The 19,474-nt window shown below is 48.3% G+C and carries 17 protein-coding genes; 10 read left to right on the forward strand and 7 right to left on the reverse strand.

Annotated elements, in window-relative coordinates:
• Window positions 1-22 precede the first annotated feature (22 nt).
• From NST43_RS01890 to NST43_RS01925, 8 genes are all read left to right on the forward strand, one after another.
• The gene (locus NST43_RS01890) at window positions 23-1,111 is read left to right on the forward strand and encodes a radical SAM protein (protein ID WP_339222182.1); all 1,089 of its coding nucleotides are present in this window, start codon (window positions 23-25) and stop codon (window positions 1,109-1,111) included.
• A gap of 114 nt (window positions 1,112-1,225) precedes the next feature.
• Window positions 1,226-2,332 (forward strand): radical SAM protein, encoded by a 1,107-nt coding sequence (locus NST43_RS01895; RefSeq protein ID WP_339222184.1) that lies wholly within the window; start codon window positions 1,226-1,228, stop codon window positions 2,330-2,332.
• 32 nt (window positions 2,333-2,364) lie between these two features.
• Window positions 2,365-3,369 (forward strand): ATP-binding cassette domain-containing protein, encoded by a 1,005-nt coding sequence (locus NST43_RS01900; protein ID WP_339222185.1) that lies wholly within the window; start codon window positions 2,365-2,367, stop codon window positions 3,367-3,369.
• A complete protein-coding gene (locus tag NST43_RS01905) occupies window positions 3,356-4,156 on the forward strand; it encodes an ABC-2 family transporter protein (RefSeq protein ID WP_339222187.1) in 801 nt (266 codons plus the stop codon). Before NST43_RS01900 ends, NST43_RS01905 begins: the two co-directional genes overlap by 14 nt.
• A gap of 4 nt (window positions 4,157-4,160) precedes the next feature.
• Entirely contained in the window at window positions 4,161-4,973 is an 813-nt protein-coding gene (locus tag NST43_RS01910; RefSeq protein WP_209992012.1) for an ABC-2 family transporter protein, read from the forward strand.
• A 36-nt stretch (window positions 4,974-5,009) separates the two neighbouring features.
• Window positions 5,010-5,858, forward strand: a complete 849-nt coding sequence (locus NST43_RS01915; RefSeq protein ID WP_339222189.1) for an FkbM family methyltransferase — start codon at window positions 5,010-5,012, stop codon at window positions 5,856-5,858.
• 29 nt (window positions 5,859-5,887) lie between these two features.
• Window positions 5,888-6,817 carry a class I SAM-dependent methyltransferase gene (locus NST43_RS01920; protein WP_339222191.1) on the forward strand — a complete coding sequence of 310 codons (930 nt, stop codon included), beginning with the start codon at window positions 5,888-5,890 and terminating at the stop codon, window positions 6,815-6,817.
• Between the two features lie 45 nt (window positions 6,818-6,862).
• Complete coding sequence (locus tag NST43_RS01925; protein ID WP_339222193.1) at window positions 6,863-7,900, forward strand: hypothetical protein; 1,038 nt, start codon at window positions 6,863-6,865, stop codon at window positions 7,898-7,900.
• A gap of 99 nt (window positions 7,901-7,999) precedes the next feature.
• Here NST43_RS01925 and NST43_RS01930 read toward each other — a convergent pair whose 3' ends face one another.
• The gene (locus NST43_RS01930) at window positions 8,000-8,389 is read right to left on the reverse strand and encodes a hypothetical protein (protein ID WP_339222195.1); all 390 of its coding nucleotides are present in this window, start codon (window positions 8,387-8,389) and stop codon (window positions 8,000-8,002) included.
• Between the two features lie 90 nt (window positions 8,390-8,479).
• Window positions 8,480-9,274, reverse strand: coding sequence for a DUF6597 domain-containing transcriptional factor (locus NST43_RS01935; RefSeq protein WP_339222197.1), 795 nt, complete (start codon window positions 9,272-9,274; stop codon window positions 8,480-8,482).
• 399 nt (window positions 9,275-9,673) lie between these two features.
• On the opposite strand from NST43_RS01935, the gene NST43_RS01940 reads away from it, so the two are divergent.
• On the forward strand, window positions 9,674-13,720 hold the full coding sequence (locus tag NST43_RS01940; RefSeq protein WP_339222199.1) for an S-layer homology domain-containing protein: 4,047 nt from the start codon (window positions 9,674-9,676) through the stop codon (window positions 13,718-13,720).
• Between the two features lie 74 nt (window positions 13,721-13,794).
• Here NST43_RS01940 and NST43_RS01945 read toward each other — a convergent pair whose 3' ends face one another.
• The gene (locus tag NST43_RS01945) at window positions 13,795-14,550 is read right to left on the reverse strand and encodes an SDR family oxidoreductase (RefSeq protein ID WP_339222201.1); all 756 of its coding nucleotides are present in this window, start codon (window positions 14,548-14,550) and stop codon (window positions 13,795-13,797) included.
• Between the two features lie 121 nt (window positions 14,551-14,671).
• Between NST43_RS01945 and NST43_RS01950 the strand changes: the two genes are divergently transcribed.
• On the forward strand, window positions 14,672-15,559 hold the full coding sequence (locus NST43_RS01950; RefSeq protein WP_339222203.1) for an AraC family transcriptional regulator: 888 nt from the start codon (window positions 14,672-14,674) through the stop codon (window positions 15,557-15,559).
• 27 nt (window positions 15,560-15,586) lie between these two features.
• Here the strand turns inward: NST43_RS01950 and NST43_RS01955 are convergent, their stop codons facing one another.
• The 4 genes from NST43_RS01955 to NST43_RS01970 all read right to left on the reverse strand — a co-directional run bounded on the left by NST43_RS01955 (window position 15,587) and on the right by NST43_RS01970 (window position 19,414).
• Complete coding sequence (locus NST43_RS01955) at window positions 15,587-15,901, reverse strand: hypothetical protein (RefSeq protein WP_339222205.1); 315 nt, start codon at window positions 15,899-15,901, stop codon at window positions 15,587-15,589.
• A complete protein-coding gene (locus NST43_RS01960; RefSeq protein WP_339225314.1) occupies window positions 15,861-16,046 on the reverse strand; it encodes a helix-turn-helix transcriptional regulator in 186 nt (61 codons plus the stop codon). The genes NST43_RS01955 and NST43_RS01960 overlap by 41 nt, the downstream gene beginning before the upstream one ends.
• Window positions 16,047-16,516: 470 nt before the next feature.
• A complete protein-coding gene (locus NST43_RS01965) occupies window positions 16,517-17,575 on the reverse strand; it encodes a hypothetical protein (RefSeq protein ID WP_339222207.1) in 1,059 nt (352 codons plus the stop codon).
• The gene (locus tag NST43_RS01970) at window positions 17,576-19,414 is read right to left on the reverse strand and encodes an HSP90 family protein (RefSeq protein ID WP_339222209.1); all 1,839 of its coding nucleotides are present in this window, start codon (window positions 19,412-19,414) and stop codon (window positions 17,576-17,578) included.
• Between the last annotated feature and the right edge of the window lie 60 nt (window positions 19,415-19,474).

Raw genomic sequence — 19,474 nt, forward strand, 5'->3', positions numbered from 1 at the left:
CAGTGGCAGAAGGGGTTATGCTATGAGCGTAAATAAATTGAGCGTTGCCCAGGATACGATAAGCTATCCAAGATGGATCGTCTTGCAACTGCTGGAGGAATGCAATCTGCGATGCAAGATGTGCTATGAGTGGGGACTCGAAGGGCCCTACAAAAGCAAAAAAACATTATCGCAGCTGGACCCGGATCTGATCAAAAAGATTATCGTGGAGTGCAGCCCCGGCAAGCCGTATTACGATTTCTTCGGCGGCGAGCCGCTGATGTACCCTTGGCTGAGCGACATTCTCGCCATGATCAATCATTATGGGAGCATAGCGGACTTCCCTACGAACGGCACATTGCTTGAGAAGCATGCCGAGATGCTTGTCGAGACTGCGCCCAATAAGATCTGGGTGTCACTCGACGGCCCTGAGGAAATCAACGACAGGCAGAGGGGCAAGGGCGTATTCAAGAAAGTGATTAAGGGGATCGAGAAGCTCTATGAGCTCCGTCAAAGCAAAGGCAAGCAATTTCCGAAGATGGGTGTATCCTTTATCATTACGCCCTTGAACTATATGTACATCGAGGAATTTTTCTTTAAGCATATCGACTTGTCGATGCTGGACCATATCAGTATGGAAGTGCAGCTCTATGCCACGGAAGAGCAGTATGCCCAATATGTGGATGTTCTTAGAGAGGAATTCGATGTGCATGAAGCTCCGTATGCCAAGGGGATGGTCTGGCAGGACATCAGTTCGTTCAGCCAGATCGATATTCCCGAATTGACGAGACAGCTCAATAATGTTAAAGCGTATTGCTTGAAAAACCGTATTCATGTGATCACTTATCCGAAGACTACAGATGAACTGAATTTGCACAACTACTTCTCGGGGCAATTCCATCAGATGGCGGATAAGCGAAGACAGTGCTCTCTTCCATGGACGTATGCTGAGATTACGGCAAGGGGCGACGTTTCGCCCTGCCATGCCTTCTATGATTTGACCTTCGGCAACGTAAATGAAGAGAATTTGGTAGATATCTGGCGCAGTGACAAGTACAAAGAGTATCGCGCGTATATGAAAAAAAATATGCTGCCGATTTGTACGGCTTGTTCAAGGTATTATATCTACTGATTCATGTGAATGACCTATTACGTTTAAGAAGGGTGTGTTGATATGAATCCGAAATCTGAGATTAAACATTCCGCAAAGGATTTGCAAATTTTGAAACGTACTATCAGGAATACGATGGAAACCAAGCGGAACATGGAGAAAATAGCGGGTTACGCGACACCGTTGCCAGAGTCGGTCGGGATTAAACTGACGAACCAATGCAACTTGCGCTGCAAGCATTGCTATCAATGGAACGACACCGGCTACCATCACTTCATGACACCGGAGCAGCAGCGGGAACAGCTCGACTACGGGCTGCTGGAGAAGCTGATCCTTGAGACGGAACCAGCCAAGTCGAGACTCTATATCTGGGGCGGTGAGCCGCTTGTATACAGCCATTTCGACCGGTTGGCCGATTTGCTTGAAGCCCATCCTCGTGAGACAACGATCTGCACGAATGCGGTGCTGATCGAGCGAAAGCTGGACGCCTTGCAGAGAATCTCCGATAACCTGGAACTGCTCATAGCGCTTGACGGATTCGAAGAAGAGAATGATGCGCTTCGCGGCAAAGGAGTATTCAACAAGGCGATAGATGCTATCCGGATGCTTGTCGAGCTGCGCAAGGAGAATCGGTTCAGAGGCAAAATTTCGATCCATACCGTTGTTAACGATGGCATGACCGACAAGCTGTACGATCTGCTGGACTTTCTGGAGGGCGTCGGCGTAGATCTGGTCATCGTCTGCTTCCCGTGGTACATCTCGGATGAATGCTCGCAGGGAATGGACGATTACTTCGACCAGAAGTTCCACTTCCTTCCGGCGAGCGAACACAAGGGTGAACGAAGCTGGCACGCTTTCAACTATAAGCTCGATCCGGAGCGTATTCCTGCTCTCATGAGCGAGTTGGACCGGGTGAATCATCGGGTCTGGAAAATGCGTTTGCGCTACCAGCCGAATCTGGATCAAGACCAGATCGAAGATTTCGTGCTCGGCAAAGAGGTGAAGGGTAAAGGCACGATGAACAAGAAGTGCCTGGCGCTCTCGAACCGAATGGATATTACGCCCGATGGAACAATTATCGCGTGCAAATTCTTCAAGGAGTTCGAGATCGGCAAATTACATGAAACGTCTGTACAGGAATTATGGCATAGCATGACCTACAGAAGAATAAGGGAAATGATGGACGAACGACTGACACCGGCATGTTCCAAGTGCAGTGTTTTGCATTTGCACGGTGTATAACTCTTCTAAATTCACATAAATGAGGTGCACCAGTGAGCATTATTCAGGTGGAAGGATTATCCAAAAGCTTCAAATACTACGAAAAAGAACTGGGACTCAAAAAATCGCTCAAAAATTTAGTGAAGCGGAAATCACTGATCAAAGAAGCGGTTAGCGATATATCACTTGTCATCGAGCAAGGTGAGATGGTCGGATTCTTAGGCCCGAACGGTTCCGGCAAAACGACTACGCTTAAGATGCTATCCGGCATCTTGTATCCGACAAGCGGACAGGCGACGGTATTAGGCTATGTCCCTTGGGAACGAAAGAAAGAATTCAAGATGCAGTTCTCGATCGTAATGGGGCAGAAATCGCAGTTGTGGTGGGATCTACCGGCGAACGAATCGTTGTACCTGAACAAATGCATCTATGAGGTCGAGGATAAGCCCTACAACCTTGTCCTGGATGAGCTTACGGAGATTCTTGACGTAAAGGACCTGCTCAATATTCAGGTGCGGAGGCTTTCGCTGGGGGAACGGATGAAGATGGAGCTTATTGCGTCGCTCATCCACCGGCCCAAGGTGATTTTCCTGGATGAGCCTACAATCGGACTCGATCTGATTTCGCAGAAGCGCATTCGGGAGTTCCTGAAGTATTATAACCAGCAGACGAAGGCAACGGTCATTCTGACAAGCCACTACATGGCGGATGTTGAGGATCTGTGCAAACGAACGATCATCATCAATCAAGGGAAGATCGTATACGACGGCGATCTCCGGCGTGTGAACGAGCTGTTCCATGCCAAAAAGATCATCAAGCTGCAATTTACGGACGAAGTACCGAGGCAAGCACTAAGCGACTATGGCGTTATTACTCAACATGACGGCCTGAATGCCGTCATGGAGATTGATAAGCATGACCTTCAGCGGCTCTCCAAGATGATGCTGGACCGGTTCCCGATCCTTGATTTCACAGTTGAAGATATACCTGTCGAGCGAGGCATCGAAAGCTTATATCAGAAAGATGGGGTCAGACATGAAAGCCTTGCAGAAGTATAAAAGGACGTACATCCTTGCGCTTCAGAATGAGATGGAATACCGGACCGATTTCCTGATGAGTATTATCAGCGGCGGCTTCATCATACTCGTCCAATGCTTCCTCTGGACAGCCGTGTTTCGCAGTTCACCGCAGGAGATTATTAACGGCTATACTTATTCGCAGATCATCATTTATTCCGTGTTGTCCGGCGTCGTCTCCAAGCTGGTTTCTGCCGGCTTCGAAGGGGAGATCGCGAGTGATATCAAGACGGGTGGACTGAGCAAATTTATCGCTCAGCCTATTCATTATTTCAGCTATCGGATATGCAATTTTTTCGGCGGGAAAACGGTTCAGACCGCGGTCGTCCTTGTCTTATTCGTCATCCTGATGATCGTGTTTACTCAGATTTGGGAGTTTCAGCTTAGAGCGGGGCAGATCGTTTTGTTCCTGGTCAGCATTCTGTTCGGGCTGCTCATCAACTTCCTGCTTTTTTATTCGATTAGTGCGCTCGCGTTCATTATTACTGAGGTTTGGGGCGTTTTTATCGCGTTCAACCAAGGCGTCTATCTGCTCAGCGGCGCCATCTTTCCGCTTAATATTTTCGGAGATACGTTTGCCAGAATTTCCAGCTATTTACCGTTTCAATATGTCGTATACTTCCCGGTTAAGATCATCAATGGGAGCTTGACGATTCATGAAATCGTGCCCGGACTCCTCTTACAGGCGGTTTGGGTAATTGTGCTTATGATCATTTCCAAGTTGTCTTGGGATTCCGGGATGAAGAAATATGTAGCCGTTGGAGGTTAGATCTGTGAGTATCAGCTTGTCGGAGATTCGGAAGCATGTACGTATGTTTTTTATTTTTGCGAAGAACAGCTTGGTTGGTTACATGGAATACAAAGCGAATTTCTACTCCGGTTTGATCATGGAGACCGTATTTCTGTTGTCCAAGCTGATCTATATCATCTTCGTTTACCAGCTAGGGATCGAAATTAATGGAATTTCTCCTGACCAGATGATGATCTTCACCGGGACCTATACGATTATGATCGCAATCTATACAGGACTGTTTATGGATAACTTTTATAGATTTGCCGGCCATATCCGCAACGGGACGCTGGACTTGTATATGACCAAGCCGCTATCGCTGCAGTTCATGATTTCATTCCGGCACGTGAACTACGCGTTTCCGATTCCGAATCTGATCGCCGGGATCACGATGATCGTATTGGCCTGGCGGCGTCTTGGCATCGAGCCAAGCTTTATCCACTTGGCCGGATATATCGGCGTGATCTTGAGTAGCACGATCGTGACCTACTCGGTGCTTCTGCTTCCGCAAATTCTTGCCTTCTGGACGGTGAAGTCCGGTTCGATCTTCGACATATTGGACAAATGTTGGGATTTGAACAATATGCCGATGTACATATACCCCAAATGGCTGCGGAGAATAGGACTGTATGTCGTGCCTATCTTGTTTATCACCAACATGCCGTCGGTTTATTTGATCGACCGGTTGGACATGTTCCTTGGGATATGGATTTTTGTAGCTCCTGTATTATCGCTTACAGTGGTCAGGCTGTTCTGGAAGCTGGCCGTCAAACACTATGAGAGCGCCAGCAGTTAGAGAAAAGCTAAAAAAATTGTTAAGAGGGTGAAGCGGATGAGCAGGATGGAGCGCAAGAGCTTTTCGCCGCAGACAGAGGCCACCGTAAAGAAGCGGCTGCACAACGGGATCGAAATCTATCAAAACAACGAAGGCGAGACCGAGTTCCTCTACAACGAGATTTTCCACAAGGAGATGTATTTCAAGCACGGGATTACGCTCCCGGATGATGGCACGGTCATGGACGTCGGGGCTAATATCGGCATGTTCACCCTATATGTAAGCAGCAAGAGCAACTGCAGGGTGTATGCCTTTGAGCCACTGCCTCCGACATTTAAGCTCTTGAAGATGAATACGAGCTCGCTGCCTCGCGTAACAACGGTTAACGTCGGGCTATCCAATGAGATCAAGGAAGCGGAGTTTGCCTATTTCCCCACGATGTCCACGGATTCTGTCCAGATCAAATACCGGGAGAACCACGATCAGGATCTCCGGTACGGGTTAATCAACCATTACCGGGATCATTTCGCTGATCCGCGCATGCTAAACCGGTTTGTCGATCAACTTATGTCCCCGAAGCTCCTGAATGAACAAATCCATCGCTGCAAGCTAACTACGATCTCCGAAATGATCCGCTATTACGATCTGAACCAAATTGATCTGCTCAAAATCGACGTGGAAAAAAGTGAGTTCGAGGTGCTGGAAGGCATCGATCCGGAGGATTGGGGCAAAATCAGGCAAATTGTAATGGAGGTGCACGGACTGGATGGAGAGCAGATCAGCAGGCTCGAAAATATCTTCCGCACTAACGGCTTCAAGGTCTCGATCGATTACTATGAAGACTTGAATATCCCAAATTACTTTAACGTGTATGCGTTGAATCAAATGCATATACAGGCTGGGTGATAGTCATGCTACAACATCTGCATGCAAGGTTGGTATGCTCCAGCTGCAAGGGTATGCTGGTCCAGTCGGAGGCGTTGCTGCAATGCTGCAACTGCGATGCGGTATATACGATCGATGATCGTTATGTATCGATGCTCGACCGGCGTGAGGAGGTTGTCCACCCGTCTGATTGGAAGCGAAAAGAGGGCGAAATTCGAGATTATAGCGAGATATCGAATTCCTTTGCGCTTTCCGGCATAGGCCGATTCGCAACCTTCTTAAACTATGGTTACGTCCCGCAAGGGAATGAGCAACATGCGGTGATCGAGCCCGACGATGTATGGAATAGAAATTCAGTCAAGCTGCTGCTCGAGACGGTGGGCAGGACGGCGATTCGGGAGCGCCAGGTTATCGACATCGGATGCGGCAGGGGAGGTAACATAGCAGCTTTGTATAAATATTTCAAGCCTCTGTCTATTGTCGGTCTCGACATCTGCCCGGCGAATATTGCGTATTGCAGTGCCAAATCCCGAGGGGGTGAAGCTTTCTATCTCGTCGGCGATGCGGAGAATATACCGTTTGCAGACGAGAGCTTCGATATTGTATTGAATATGGAATCCGCGCAAGCCTATCCGAACCGATCACGCTTCTATGAAGAAGTGTACCGGATAATGAGAGTTGGCGGTGTATTTCTGTATACGGAGCTGATGCTGGAAGATCAGGTAGCGAAGAATGTGAGGCTGTTAGAGGAAGCAGGTCTGTCTGTAATCCGCAATCAGGATGTGACTTCGAATGTCCTTCTATCATGTGATGAGAATGCAAAGCAACGTACTGGCCCACAAGGAATTGCGAATAATGCCAATGCGAGCATGAATAATGGAGATATCAGTGATTTCATCGCATTGCCCGGCTCGAAGAAATATGAAGAGATGAAGGCTGGGACGCAGCAATACCGTATGATGAACCTTATTAAGAGGTGACATAGCTTTAAGATCGACAATAATTTAGTATAGGAGAAATATTTTATGGAAGAAATTATTTCCCTGGATACGTTTCAACCATTCGACGGCATGATCAAAATGTTTCCTCATCATAATTTTCCTTATTTTAGCTGCGACTACAATTTGTTATTAACGCTTGCCAATTATTTCGAAAAAGATGAGCTGCCAATTCTGAATAATGTCATTAGTATTTATAGGTTTGATAAACAAAAAATACAAACAAGAGGATATTTCAAGTTAGAAGTGTTGAATCTCGAGGATGAAGAGAAGATACTTGAGGAAATGGGTATCTCTGTTCGTAGAACATCTCCTGCATTAGATACTTTACAAGATGAGATCATGAACTCTATCTCTAGTGGTCATCCGATTTCCATTTTTATTGATTTGTTTTATCAACGCGGGAGAGACTTTTACTATAACAAAAAACATGGACTGCACCCTGTTTTTGTCTATGGCTTCGATCTTACGAACGGAGAAATATATACGGTTGATGATATTACAGAATACAGACAATATTCTCTGCCATTTTCAGAATTTAAATGTTCATGCCTGACATCGGAACACGTTAAGATGCCAAATTACTTTTGGGAATATGCACTAGTGTCCCCCGGTGATCATGAGATCTTGAACCATAAGAAGTCAGCACACACCAACATCAATAAATTTGTAGAAAATATGTTCAGGTATCAAAATGAAATCACGGAAGGTTTGAATAATATACTGTTGTTGGCAGATAATTTCGAGCTCATTCTAACCAATGAAACGATTATAGAAACACTAAGCAGTACTATTTATAGAAAATGTTCTGAGAAATACAGGTTAAATACGCTCTATAAGTACAACCTTGATCATATCAATGCCAAAGATACGCTTGACCCGTTACTGGACCAAATTATTCATGACTGGAAGACGGTAAGGTTCTATTCGAATAAAGCCATCGTGTCCCAAACGTTCACTGGGGAAATCATAGATAAGTGTATGGGTTTATTCACAAAAATATATACGAATGAAGTACATTTTCATCAGCAATTTTATTTAATGTTAAAGGCTGCAAGCTTGTAAAGCTGAACCAACAATAGGAGTCAGGTAAAATCACAAGATCAACAAAGTACCAAGACTTTTAGAGCCTTGGTACTTTGTTAAGAAGATATGCCCTCATGCTCATGAACCCACATGTCCAATCGCCGTCACAAAGAGGAATAGGAATACAGCCATAGATGTGTTAATTACTTCGAGTAGCATAAGTGGCTTAGACATTTTGGTCGGTGATTTAGGAAATATACCAGCTAAATCGATAATATACACAATAAAATATAAAACGGCGATAATTTGCGTGACGAGAATGGCATTAGAATGGGAAACCAGGAGGAGATAACACGCGATAAACGAAACGATGCCCAGTGAGATCAGAAACAGATTAAACCCCCAAAATACAACCCCTGTTAATTTTGAAAAATCTCTATTTTCAATCGGCCCTCCCGGAACCAGTATCGTAAGTAATGTTACATTAAAAAACACCAGCAAACTTGCAAAAATCATGGTATCCTGCATCGTTAATTCTTCCTCTCCTCTTGTAGTCTCTCAAGACTAACAGATAGAAAAAAATTGTATTGTAAAAAATCAGCACTGATGCTCAGATGCTTATTGCTGCTGGTCATGCCATAAGTAAGCTAGAGTTAATTCATCCGGCAGATTGTTCAGTTCCTTAATCGTTTTACCTGCAAATTTTTTGGATGTTTTTATCAGATGGGACTGATCATAGTAATGATACTGTATATCCCTTCTCAGCTCTTCATCCTCAACATGTTTTCTGAATTCCATAATATTTCCATATGTCTTTGGTGTCAGGCCGATATTTTTATTGAACAACCGTTCTATTGAACTGACTGAGGTACCAAAGCATTTGGCCATGCTGACAATATTCAGGCTCTCATACTCTCGCTCCACATATGTCAGCATTTGCTCTATATATTCAGTATTCGTTTCATTGGACGCTAATTTATTCATCAAAAATTGGTTTATTGCCTGGATACGCTGCTCCGTATCTTTATAGATCATCATTAGGTATAATTCGTCCAAATCCGGGTCTACATCAGTGACCGGTGCAATTCGTTCTGTCAACTCGAGGCCAGGCTCGTGAAACAATTTTATAAACCCCAGCGGAGTTAATGAAATTCCTATCTGATTAAGATGTTGTCCGTATTGAACATGTTTAGCCTTTTTCATTTGACCAATCACTGCTACATCAGGGAATACCATTCCCTCTTCTTCTCCTACCAGCCTGTATGGGGACCCATAATTGAAAATAATATTGATATGCCCCAATGGCATAATAATATCTTTTCTATTTCCATCGGCAAGAAAACTAAAATCTGCGATCCAGATATAGTCCACAAGTTTGTATAAGACATTGTCAGGTTCAAAAGTTCGAATCATCGTAAGCCTCTCCTTACACATCGGTCTCACAAGCCTTCTTGACCCTATCTTACTCCTTGAGAGGCCTTACTGCCTCATAAGTGGTGAAAGCTTCTTCATACAGGAGACTTCGCGGGGAATTATATGAAATAAAGCACATATATCCTTTTTCCTGGAAACCTCAACTGAGAAATGTATCCACTTTCGTAATATATTAAAATCATTCGTGCATTACCCGTATTTAGACTTTCTCTTCCTGTTGTTAATATGAAAGCTATTACAGGCTAATCATCCGCTTTTGTGAATGCGTTTTCAAACATTGTCTGCCATTAGGTTCAGGGGAGGTGCAGGATTGAATGTCAAGCCAGACTTGGCGTAACCAAGGATAAGAATCTCCATAAGAAAAGGAGTCAAACTTAGATGAACAGTAGAAAATATGTAATCAGCATCTCCCGCCTTCTCATTATCATCATGTTGTTCTCCATCTTCACGTATACTCCCGTCCCGGCGGCTGCGGCTGGAGAGGAACCGTCCGTTGAACTGAACGGCCTCATTGCGCAAGCCGAAGCCCTAAAAACCGGTAATCTGGAGTTCCCGCTCCAAGTCAGCCAGTCTGTCTATGGGTCGGTCTATGGTTCCGATGTGAACCAGGCTTTACCATGGGTGCATGTTGACGAGCTCCAAGCTCTGAATGATGCGATTGAGCTCGCACGTAATGTGAACACTCCTGCCGAAGAAGCTATTGCAAGTCTTAAAGAAGCCATAATGAAATTTACTGCAAATATCAAATCTGACGGTTCTGATCCTTATTTCCGTCTTGATCCGGGTCCGGGTAAGGTTTCTGTAAAAGTTACCGCGCCTACGAATGCCTGGAAGGCAAGAACTCCGCTGGATAACCGTGTCCCGGCCGACTTTGCCGGTGGTTCATTCAAGACGATCCCGTATCCTTTTACAGATGCCCAAGGTAAAGCGGAAGTGCTTCAGATAAATTACGCCCACAATGGAAAAAGCACGTTCGGCGGCATCAGTCTGGAATCGCCGTTGTCCCCGGCCGTTAATGTCACAGCGGGATCAACGATTGAATTCGATGTATACTATCCCAAGAGCGCGCAAGGCAAATTCATGAGATGGAGAGTCAGAAATACCAGCGATAACCTCGACAGCTACCTCAGGGAATACCAGTACAACAACCTGAATCCCGACTGGGTGGGCAGCTATAACGGCGAATCCTGGTTGAAGGTGCATCACAGCATTAATGCCTCAACGGGCAATTCCTCGAACTTCATTCTGGAGCTTCATGGCGAGAATGCCCGTCCGGCAGAGACCGGTATGCTGCTTGTTGCCAACATTGAGATTACCGCACCTGACCCGAAAGGCGTTGCGCTTCCGAACGTAGTCAACAAGGAAAACCAGAGTGCCGTAGCTCCTCTAAAGAGTCTGTACAATAAGGAGAATGGCCTGTTCATGGTCGGCGCGATCGGCACCGGGCCCGTAACCGGAACCCGCGCCAATCACTATGAAATCTTCGTCGACGGCAACAATCTGAAGGCCGAGGGTACGCATCCCCGTGGCCCGGAATGGCTGAAGAACGTGAACGGCGAGGCGCTGAACGGCGCAACCACTGCCCCTGGCTTAGCGGAATACAGCTTCCCTACCAATTCTTATCAGGCGATCAGAGATTCGGGAACTCCCGGACAGTACAAGTCTCACGGCCATGTCCTGGCATGGTATAACCAGGCCCCTGGTTGGATGGCGCAGATGATTCCTGCGAACCTTCCTTCCGGTTATAACGGCTCTGCCAATTTCTACGGACTGGGCAATGGCGTTACAACCACGGTTAAGGTAGACAAAGAAATGGCGAGAAGAGTGCAGTTCAACCATACGATGTATGTGATGCGGCACTTCCTGACCACAGATACGAAGTACGGCTCAAGCGAATCCCGTGGCGTCATTCCCTTCAATTCCTGGGATGTACTCAACGAAGAGGTTCACGAGAGCCGCCATAGCGAACTCATCCCGCAGGATGCGAACAGCTGGAGAACGAGCCTGAAACACACCAACTGGCTTGCTGCCATGTCGGATGATCAGATTGGCGGCGACATCACTGACCATTACATTTACCTGCTCTTCCGAAATGCGCACATCGCGGCCCCCAACGCCAAGATGGCGGAAGCTTACAAAGCCAATTACGCTAACCTTCCAGAGTACATGAAGCTGGATGGACACGACACTAAAGGCAGCATTGACAGTTACATCGTTGACAATCCTCCGAAGCTGACCTACAACGATTACGGGGTTGCCACCCGCAGTAAAGCTAGAACCGTATATAACATGGTTCTTGAATTAAATACCGCATGGCGCTCCGATCCGCTGTATGACGGAAGACCCCTGATCGAAGACATCGGAATCCAGGGACATGACGCGGTGGGTAAGACCCTTGCAAGCGACAACCAGTATGCGATAGCTCTCTATGCCTCACTCGTTGACCGTGGTCTGCTGTCGGGTATTACCTATTCAGAGCTTGACCTTAAGGTGCCTACCGATGCCCCCGGAGGAGGCGCGACCGCTCCCGCAGTGCTCAATGTGAGACAGTCGGACGCCCTTGGTTATCAGTACGCGCTGCTGTACAAAACGTTCAATAAGTTCGCCCCGTATATCGATCACATCATCAGCTGGGGCGTAACCGGTTCCGGATGGCAGGGAAGCTATGTCCTGTTTGACGGCCAGAGTAATGCGAATGCCGGTTACTATGGCGCTATGAAGCCGGACCGGTTCATTCTTGGACATTCGTATCTGGATGATTACTTTGCCGGCGAATATCAGGCCATAGAGAACAATGCTATCGACCTTGGCGATCTTGGAGTCTATACACCTAATAGCGTGAACGCTGACCTCAGTAGCTTGTCCCTGAGTGCAGGCACACTAGAGCCAGCGTTCAACGCGGCCACCACAGAGTATGATGTTTCTCTAAAGGATGCTGACAGCATTACCGTGACAGCAGCGGCGGCAGACAGCAGGTCAACCCTTAAAGTAAACGATACGGTGGTTGCCAGCGGTACAGCTTCTAAAGCTATAGAACTCACACCTGGCACTAAAACAGATATAAAGATTGAGGTCACAGGGGCAGACGGCAGGGTCAAGACGTATACCCTGAAAGTAACCAACAGCAAGACGGAGACTCCGTCCACTCCGGAACCAGGAACACCAACTGCAGCACCTACACCTGCACCAACTGCAACACCTGTGCCTGCAACGCCTGCACCTGGTGGAACCTATTCGACGTCTGCACCTGTTGCATCTGCAACACCGTCACCTGCAGCACCACTTGTACAGGGCCAGAAAGTAACCCTGCCGGCGACTGTGAACAATGCGACTGCATCAGTTAAGGTATCGGATCTGGCACGAGCAAAGGAATTCATCGAGAAAAATGTGACGCTGGACATACCAGCGGCGCAAGGAGTGAATTCATACTCGGTAGGCTTGCCTGCCGCAGCGTTGACAAACGGAGCAAAGGATAACAAACTGACCATTTCCACTGAATTCGGTCAGGTTGTCATTTCCGGTAATATGTTGACAGGCACACCTGAAAGCAGCGGCAAGGAAGTAGCGCTGGAGATTGGAAAAGGCGACAAGTCGGGGCTCCCGGCTGAAGTGAAGGCGGCTCTAGGCGATAGACCGATCATTCACCTTAGCCTTAAAGTGGACGGCAAAGAAACAGCCTGGAGCAATCCCGGTGCACCTGTAACCGTATCCGTGCCTTACCAGCCGTCTGCGGATGAATTGAAGAATCCTGAAATGATAGTTATCCGGTACATGGATGAAAGCGGAAAGGTGATGACTGTACCAAGCGGACGTTATGCTTCCAAGACTGGTATGGTAACCTTCACAACTACTCATCTCGGCGATTTCGCAGTAGCTTATGTATCCAAGACATTCACAGATCTCGGAAAGGCAGCATGGGCCAAGAATGCGGTCGAAGTCCTTGCATCCAAGGATATTCTCAAGACTGAGGGCGGTGAATTCCATCCTTCAATGGATATCACCAGAGCAGATTTCCTGTACTCCCTGGTTAGAGCACTTGGCTTGACTGCGAAGGCAGATGGCAATTTCAGCGATGTACAGAAGAATGCTTACTACTATAATGAACTTGCCATTGCCAAGGCGCTTGGGATTACGAATGGCCAGAACAACGGCAGCTTCGGCAGCGATCAGAAGATCACCAGACAGGACATGATGGTGTTGACCGAACGGGCTTTGAAGCTGGAGAAAAAGCTGAATACCCAGGGGACGGCTGCGGATCTGCAGAAATTCTCCGACAAGTCCAAGGTGGCTTCCTATGCGATGGGCAGCGTAGCCGCCATGGTGAAGGAAGGGCTTATCCAAGGCAGCGGTAACAAGATCAATCCGGCCGGCAACACCACCAAAGCAGAAGCGGCGGTATTCCTCTACAGATTGTATAATAAGTAAAAGCTTCTTGTAGGAACAAGATATGCCCAAAAGACCGCACTCCTTTGCCGGGAGGGCGGTCTTTTGGCGTTGAATTAAAGCAAATGTCCGCCAGACACTTCAATGTCCTGGGCTGTAACCCACCCGAACTCATCGGACAACAAGCTCACAATAACCTTCGCTATATCTTCGGGGTGGCCGATTCTGCCAAATACAGATTGCTCCGCCAGAGGCTTAATGAATTCGGGATGTTTATCGAATACTCCATCGCCGAAATTGCTGTGTGTAGGACCAGGAGACACGGCGTTGACCCGAATTTGGCGAGGTGCAAGCTCCTTGGCAATATAGCGGGTCCAAGTTGAGAATGCTGCTTTTAACGAGCCATAGACGGAATAGCCCGGAAATGATTGAGTTTTGGATGAACTCGTGGTATTTACAATAGCTCCGGCGTCCTCTATGAATCCGGCAAGCTGTTGTGTTAGAAAAACAGGTCCTTTGAAATTCGTATTCAGAATCTTGTCGAAATATTCTTCACTCATCTCATTGAACAGCATAGGTCCGCCGATACCGCCATTATTCACCAAGTAATCAAAGCTTGTCCGGTTCCAAATGTTCTGGAGACTCTCTTTCACTTCTTGAATAAAGCCTGCAAAGGTTGATATCTGTGTCAGATCCAGCTTCAGTGCGACTGCCCGGACACCTGCATTTTTCTCAATTTCCTTAACAACATCTTCTGCACGTTCCTTGTAGGAATTGTAGGTGAGAATGACGCTAATTCCGCGCTTGCCAAGCTCCAGCGCCGCCGCTCTTCCAATGCCATTACTTCCACCCGTTACTATCGCAATTGTCATAAAATCCTCCTTGGTTTGTGTTCGGCCTGGTTCTAATTGTAGCCGCAGCTGACGGATCAAAATAGACCTGAAAGTGCCTATCGATTGCCTAAAAGCACCATTCGTATGATAAACTATGTGCATGAAAAACGTCCTTGAAGAGATGATGGATCTGATGAAAGATGCGGGCACCAGGCAGATTGAAACCGGAGTACCGGGGCTAAGTATGATTAAGGGAGCGATCCCTCATCATCAGCTTGCAGCGCTATACGAGCCGATGATTGGTTTTACGGTTCAAGGAAGAAAGATTCTATCAATAGGGGGGCGCAGCACGGAACTGGCAGGACCATCGTATTACGTGTTACCCGTGCATGTTCCTGCAACGGCGGTTGTACATCCAGACCGTGATGGCCATCCTTACATGTCCCTTGGTCTCAGGCTGAATCAGAATGTTCTTCAGAGTCTGCTAAGAGATCTCCAAGAGAATCTATTACCGGCTGCTTCCGGGCAATTTGCAGCTTGCGACATGGATATTGAATTGATGGAGGCATGGCTGCGTTTATTGCGATTATCAAAAGCTTCAAGAGATATTCCGGCTCTTGCACCAGCTTATGAGCGCGAAATCCTGTATCGCGTACTGATGGGACCACAAGGAGGGGAGCTGAGGCAATTTGGTCAGCGGGAAAGTGATTTATCCCGGATATCCCAAATTGTAAAATGGTTTCGGAGTAATTTTATGAGGCCCATAGACATTGGTGAGCTGGCATCGAAATCGGGGATGGCTATAAATACCTTTCACCGGCAGTTTAAACGGGCTACGGGGTTAAGTCCTATTCAATTTCAAAAGCAATTAAGGCTCCTGGAGGCCAGAAACCTCATTGCCTTCGAGGGCTATCCAGTAGCAAGTGCTGCATATCATGTTGGCTATCAAAGTCCCTCACAGTTTAGTAGGGAGTATTCCCGGTTCTTCGGTGCATCTCCAGCACGTGACACGGAGAGCTTGAGACAAATTGAAAGCATGAGGGATTAGAAGACCATGCCAAGAGCCAATTCCAGCTTAATAGAACGGCATGAAGAGCATAAGCAGCGCAGGGAGATGCATATTGCTGGCTTCAATCCGGTAACCTATGCTGCTGTCCTCAAGCCTTTTGCAGTGAACCGGCAAATGCAGGAATGCATCCCGTATGGTTCTCTCATCCAGACCGGCTGCTCTTACGATGTTCTCCATAGAAACAAAGGAGTCAAAAAAGAAGAGCATCTCCTGCCTGGCAATGGTAACTCCTTCCGGTTCGCTGCAAATAGAGGTTCCCCAAGTCTGCTGATCATACGTCTTATCCGGGTCCCAGGGCAGGTTGCCCGAATAGAAAGTCAAGGCTGACTCCGAAATAATTAGCGATCTCGGGTAATAAAGCGGTATCCGGATAGCAAGCCCCGCTTTCCCATTTGGATACGGCTTGATTGGTTACACCGAAGACCTCCGCGAGCTCTTCTTGAGTCTTTCCCTTGTCCTTGCGCAGTTCCTGTAATTACTTATGTATGCCCGCTGTTTTCATTATGTGCTCCTCCTTTACGCTTGTACGGAATCATTGTACATCCGGAGCCTAACGTTTGCCATGTAGTGTTGCTTGGATATCCCTAAGGATTTTCCAACATTGGGTTGGAAAGAAGCACAGTTACGTCTTGGGACTGGCACTCACAAATCTGTTAACCACTGTTAACATCCGTTAACGGCTGTGGTATAGTATAAGCAGAACGGGCGTACAATGCTAAGAGAGCCGTGCTCGAACACGACTCTCTAGAGCAATAGCCGCTTTTAAGGGCGGTAGGCCTCTGGCAAATAGGATACGACAAATAGACCGCAAACCTTTGCTTGAGGGGCGGTCTATTTGCGTGTATTGGACAGAAGCGCTACGATAAGAGCAGCTCCTCATTACAGGGGCTGCTCTTATTTGCGTTTGTCCTTTCAGACCGCCGCCGGAACGCAGGCCTACAGCTTCTCTATCAGCTCAGTATAGTAACTGTTGCCGTTGCGCTTATCCAGCTTCTCCGCTGTGGCGAGAGCTAACTGCTGGAAGTACTTCGCAAGCGAAGTGACGTCTTCGGACAGACGCTCACACGGGTGCCCGGCCGGAAGCTTGACCTGGAAGCGGATAGATTCTTCCGCCAGACGGCGGAACATTTTGGCGGAATAGGCATTGAAGATCATCTGATCGGCCGGGTTCTCATGATCGAGCGAGGAGGCGATATACTCTTCGAAGACCTCCAGCGCCTTGATTGGATCGGTCAGGGTCAGGTAACCAATATGCTCTCCCTGATGATACAAGAAGTCGCGGTTGCCTTTAACCAGCTTGTAGCCCTTCTTCTGAAGCTTATCCGCTTCCGCTTGGCGGCCCAGCCGCAGGAGAGGGAACAGCACCTTCGTGATGGTCACATGAGGGACCTCACCGCAGGTCATCCGGCCCTTGAGAATCGGCCCGGCTGCCTTCACGGTGGCTTCGTCGTCCCCCCGCTTCGCCAGGAACTCGACCAGGCCATGCTGTTCACAAGCCTCACAATCGCTCATCTCATCCCGCTCCATGGTCTGGACAATTGCCCATTCGGCCGCTGAAGCTTCCAGCTCCCCGAAATCTTCGAGGATATTCGCCCGGTAGTAGTGATAGGTTCGGCTGCTGTAGCCTTCCGCTGCGAAGCGGGTCTTCATATCCTCCAGCAGGTTCTCAATCTGAGTGCGGCTGATATCTGCAAAAGCAGTGATGCGGTCCAGCACCCACTTGTACGACCACATCAGACTGTAATCATCGAACCGGCCCGGGTTCTTGTCATACTGGCCCAGCTGCCAGGAAAAGGCGACCAGCGCCTTCATCGGATAGCCGTGGAAGCTGCCCAGTTCTACGATTTCGCTGCGGGCCTCATAGCCCTGATCGATATCGCCTGCGGCGTCAGCTACCCGTACCGCCTGCTCGAGCAGCTCCAGCTTAGCTTTTCCTCCGGGCAGGCCATAGGCTTCCTCCATCAAATCGTCGAAATCCATCTCGGTAAGATTCATCTATTCGTCTCCTCCTGTGGCTTGATTAGCCGTCAATCCCCAATCAATAAATTGAATAATGCCCTGGTTCAGCAGCGCGATCTCCTGGCGGTTCATCGGATAATGTCCCATCATCAGCGCATTGCAGTACAGCATCTCGACAATAGAGGGCAGCATCTTCTGGTTCGCCTGATGAAATGCCCGCCCGATGACAGGATTATTCAGGTTGAAGTAGAGTGTGGCGTATGCTGTCTCCTTAAGCGAAGCGCCCAAGCTGCCCAGCACGGAGGACAGGGCATCGGTGCTCACTTCTTTGGTCGCTTCCATTACACGCCACTGGGCGGACTCCTCAGACAGCGTGTAGAGGACAGGAATCTCCTCCGGCTTGAAGCGGCGCAGCTGCACCTGGCAGCGGAACTTCTGAAGTACACTGTCTGCGAGTCTTACGGATTCATAGTAGTCCAGCCGCTCTTGAGGGGTGATATCGGTGAAGGATAACGACACCTCCTCCGGCAGCAGCCGTTCCGTCTGCACATCCGGGTCAAAGAGCGGCAGCCGGGCCAGCAGCTCGGCATCATAGATATATCCGCCGTTCACCACCAGCATGGATTGGGCGGAAGCCACGTGGGTAATCTGGCGGTATTCGTCCAGCGTCGCCGTGAAGTACAGGGGAGACTGCTGCTTCAGCTCGCCAAGCGTCTTTCTGCCATAGGTGCTCTCAAACGGCAACCACTCGTGAATGATAGAATAGAATGATGAATCTTCCACCGCGAGCGCCTTCATCGATAAGGCGTGCAGTGAAATGATCGATTGCAGGCGGTCCGGGTCATACTCGGCCATCCGCATCAATTCCTGACGAATGGCATTCCCGAGCTCTTCCCGTACCTGCTCCAGCTGGGCATTCTCATAGAAATGCTCCCGGGACGCGGTCGGCTGCAGCTCATCAGTCCAGATCAGACATTTCACGAAGAAGGCCCATTCCGGCAGGATATTGCTGGCAGCTTCGGAGACCAGCATGTGCTTCAGGTACACCCGGTGATTACGTTTGGCGTTCAGATTCACCGCATGCGGCAGAATGAAGGCGATGCCTCCTGTCCGGCCCGAGGCGGTATGCAGGGGAATGAAATCGCGGAACGCCTCTCCCAGCACCTGCTTGCCGAAGGCCAGCACCTCGTCACGGTGTTTCCGGGCCAGCTGCGGATCTTTGACCCACGGCGGGGACTGCGGATTAATCAGGCGGGTGTTGCGATCCGACACCAACTCGATGGGATAAGGCAGCAGAGCGCCATAATGGAACAGCCCTTCTTGCAGATTATTTTCCTCGAAGTAGGCTTCGGCCCCTTCCTTACAACGCAAAAAAACCTTGGTGCCCGGAGCATGTACCCCTTCGAGCGTACGGATCGTATAAGTGCCGTCCGGCTTCCCGCGCCATTCCAGTGCAGGTCCGCCCTTGGCCGATTGAGTAACCATGACGATGTCGTCACTCACCATGAAGCAGGACAAGAGCCCGATGCCGAACCGCCCGATAAAAGAGGTATTGGTCGACAGAAAATCTTCGCCCCGCTTGGAGGATTGTCCGATCATGGCCAGAAACTCATGAATCTCTTTCTCGTCTAACCCGATCCCGTTATCTTCTACTAATAAGGTCGCCCCGGTGGAGGTTCCGCTTACCTCGACATGAATCTTGCCTTCGTATCCAGCGGGGGAATAGGCCTGCCGTGCAGTAATCGCATCGATGCCATTCTGGAGCAGCTCCCTTAAGAATACCTTCGGACTGCTATACAAATGGTTAGACAAAATGTTGATCATACCGCTTAGATTGACCTGAAAGCGATAAGTATCCTGGTTCTGATTCTCCATCTTTGTTCTCCTATTCTGTAATCAATTGATATGTAGACAGACACAACTCTATGTATTACC

The sequence above is a fragment of the Paenibacillus sp. FSL H8-0332 genome, assembly GCF_037963835.1.
In the GTDB taxonomy this organism is placed as follows: Bacteria; Bacillota; Bacilli; order Paenibacillales; family Paenibacillaceae; genus Paenibacillus_AQ; species Paenibacillus_AQ rhizoplanae.

Excerpts from the sequence above, each read along its gene's own strand:
- NST43_RS01935 (WP_339222197.1), bottom strand. The coding sequence starts at position 9,274 with ATGATTCGAACTTTTGAACCTGACAATGTCTTATACAAACTTGTGGAC.
- NST43_RS01925 (WP_339222193.1), top strand. The coding sequence starts at position 6,863 with ATGGAAGAAATTATTTCCCTGGATACGTTTCAACCATTCGACGGCATG.
- NST43_RS01915 (WP_339222189.1), top strand. The coding sequence starts at position 5,010 with ATGAGCAGGATGGAGCGCAAGAGCTTTTCGCCGCAGACAGAGGCCACC.
- NST43_RS01945 (WP_339222201.1), bottom strand. The coding sequence starts at position 14,550 with ATGACAATTGCGATAGTAACGGGTGGAAGTAATGGCATTGGAAGAGCG.
- NST43_RS01890 (WP_339222182.1), top strand. The coding sequence starts at position 23 with ATGAGCGTAAATAAATTGAGCGTTGCCCAGGATACGATAAGCTATCCA.
- NST43_RS01930 (WP_339222195.1), bottom strand. The coding sequence starts at position 8,389 with ATGCAGGATACCATGATTTTTGCAAGTTTGCTGGTGTTTTTTAATGTA.
- NST43_RS01950 (WP_339222203.1), top strand. The coding sequence starts at position 14,672 with ATGAAAAACGTCCTTGAAGAGATGATGGATCTGATGAAAGATGCGGGC.
- NST43_RS01970 (WP_339222209.1), bottom strand. The coding sequence starts at position 19,414 with ATGGAGAATCAGAACCAGGATACTTATCGCTTTCAGGTCAATCTAAGC.
- NST43_RS01895 (WP_339222184.1), top strand. The coding sequence starts at position 1,226 with ATGGAAACCAAGCGGAACATGGAGAAAATAGCGGGTTACGCGACACCG.
- NST43_RS01965 (WP_339222207.1), bottom strand. The coding sequence starts at position 17,575 with ATGAATCTTACCGAGATGGATTTCGACGATTTGATGGAGGAAGCCTAT.
- NST43_RS01940 (WP_339222199.1), top strand. The coding sequence starts at position 9,674 with ATGAACAGTAGAAAATATGTAATCAGCATCTCCCGCCTTCTCATTATC.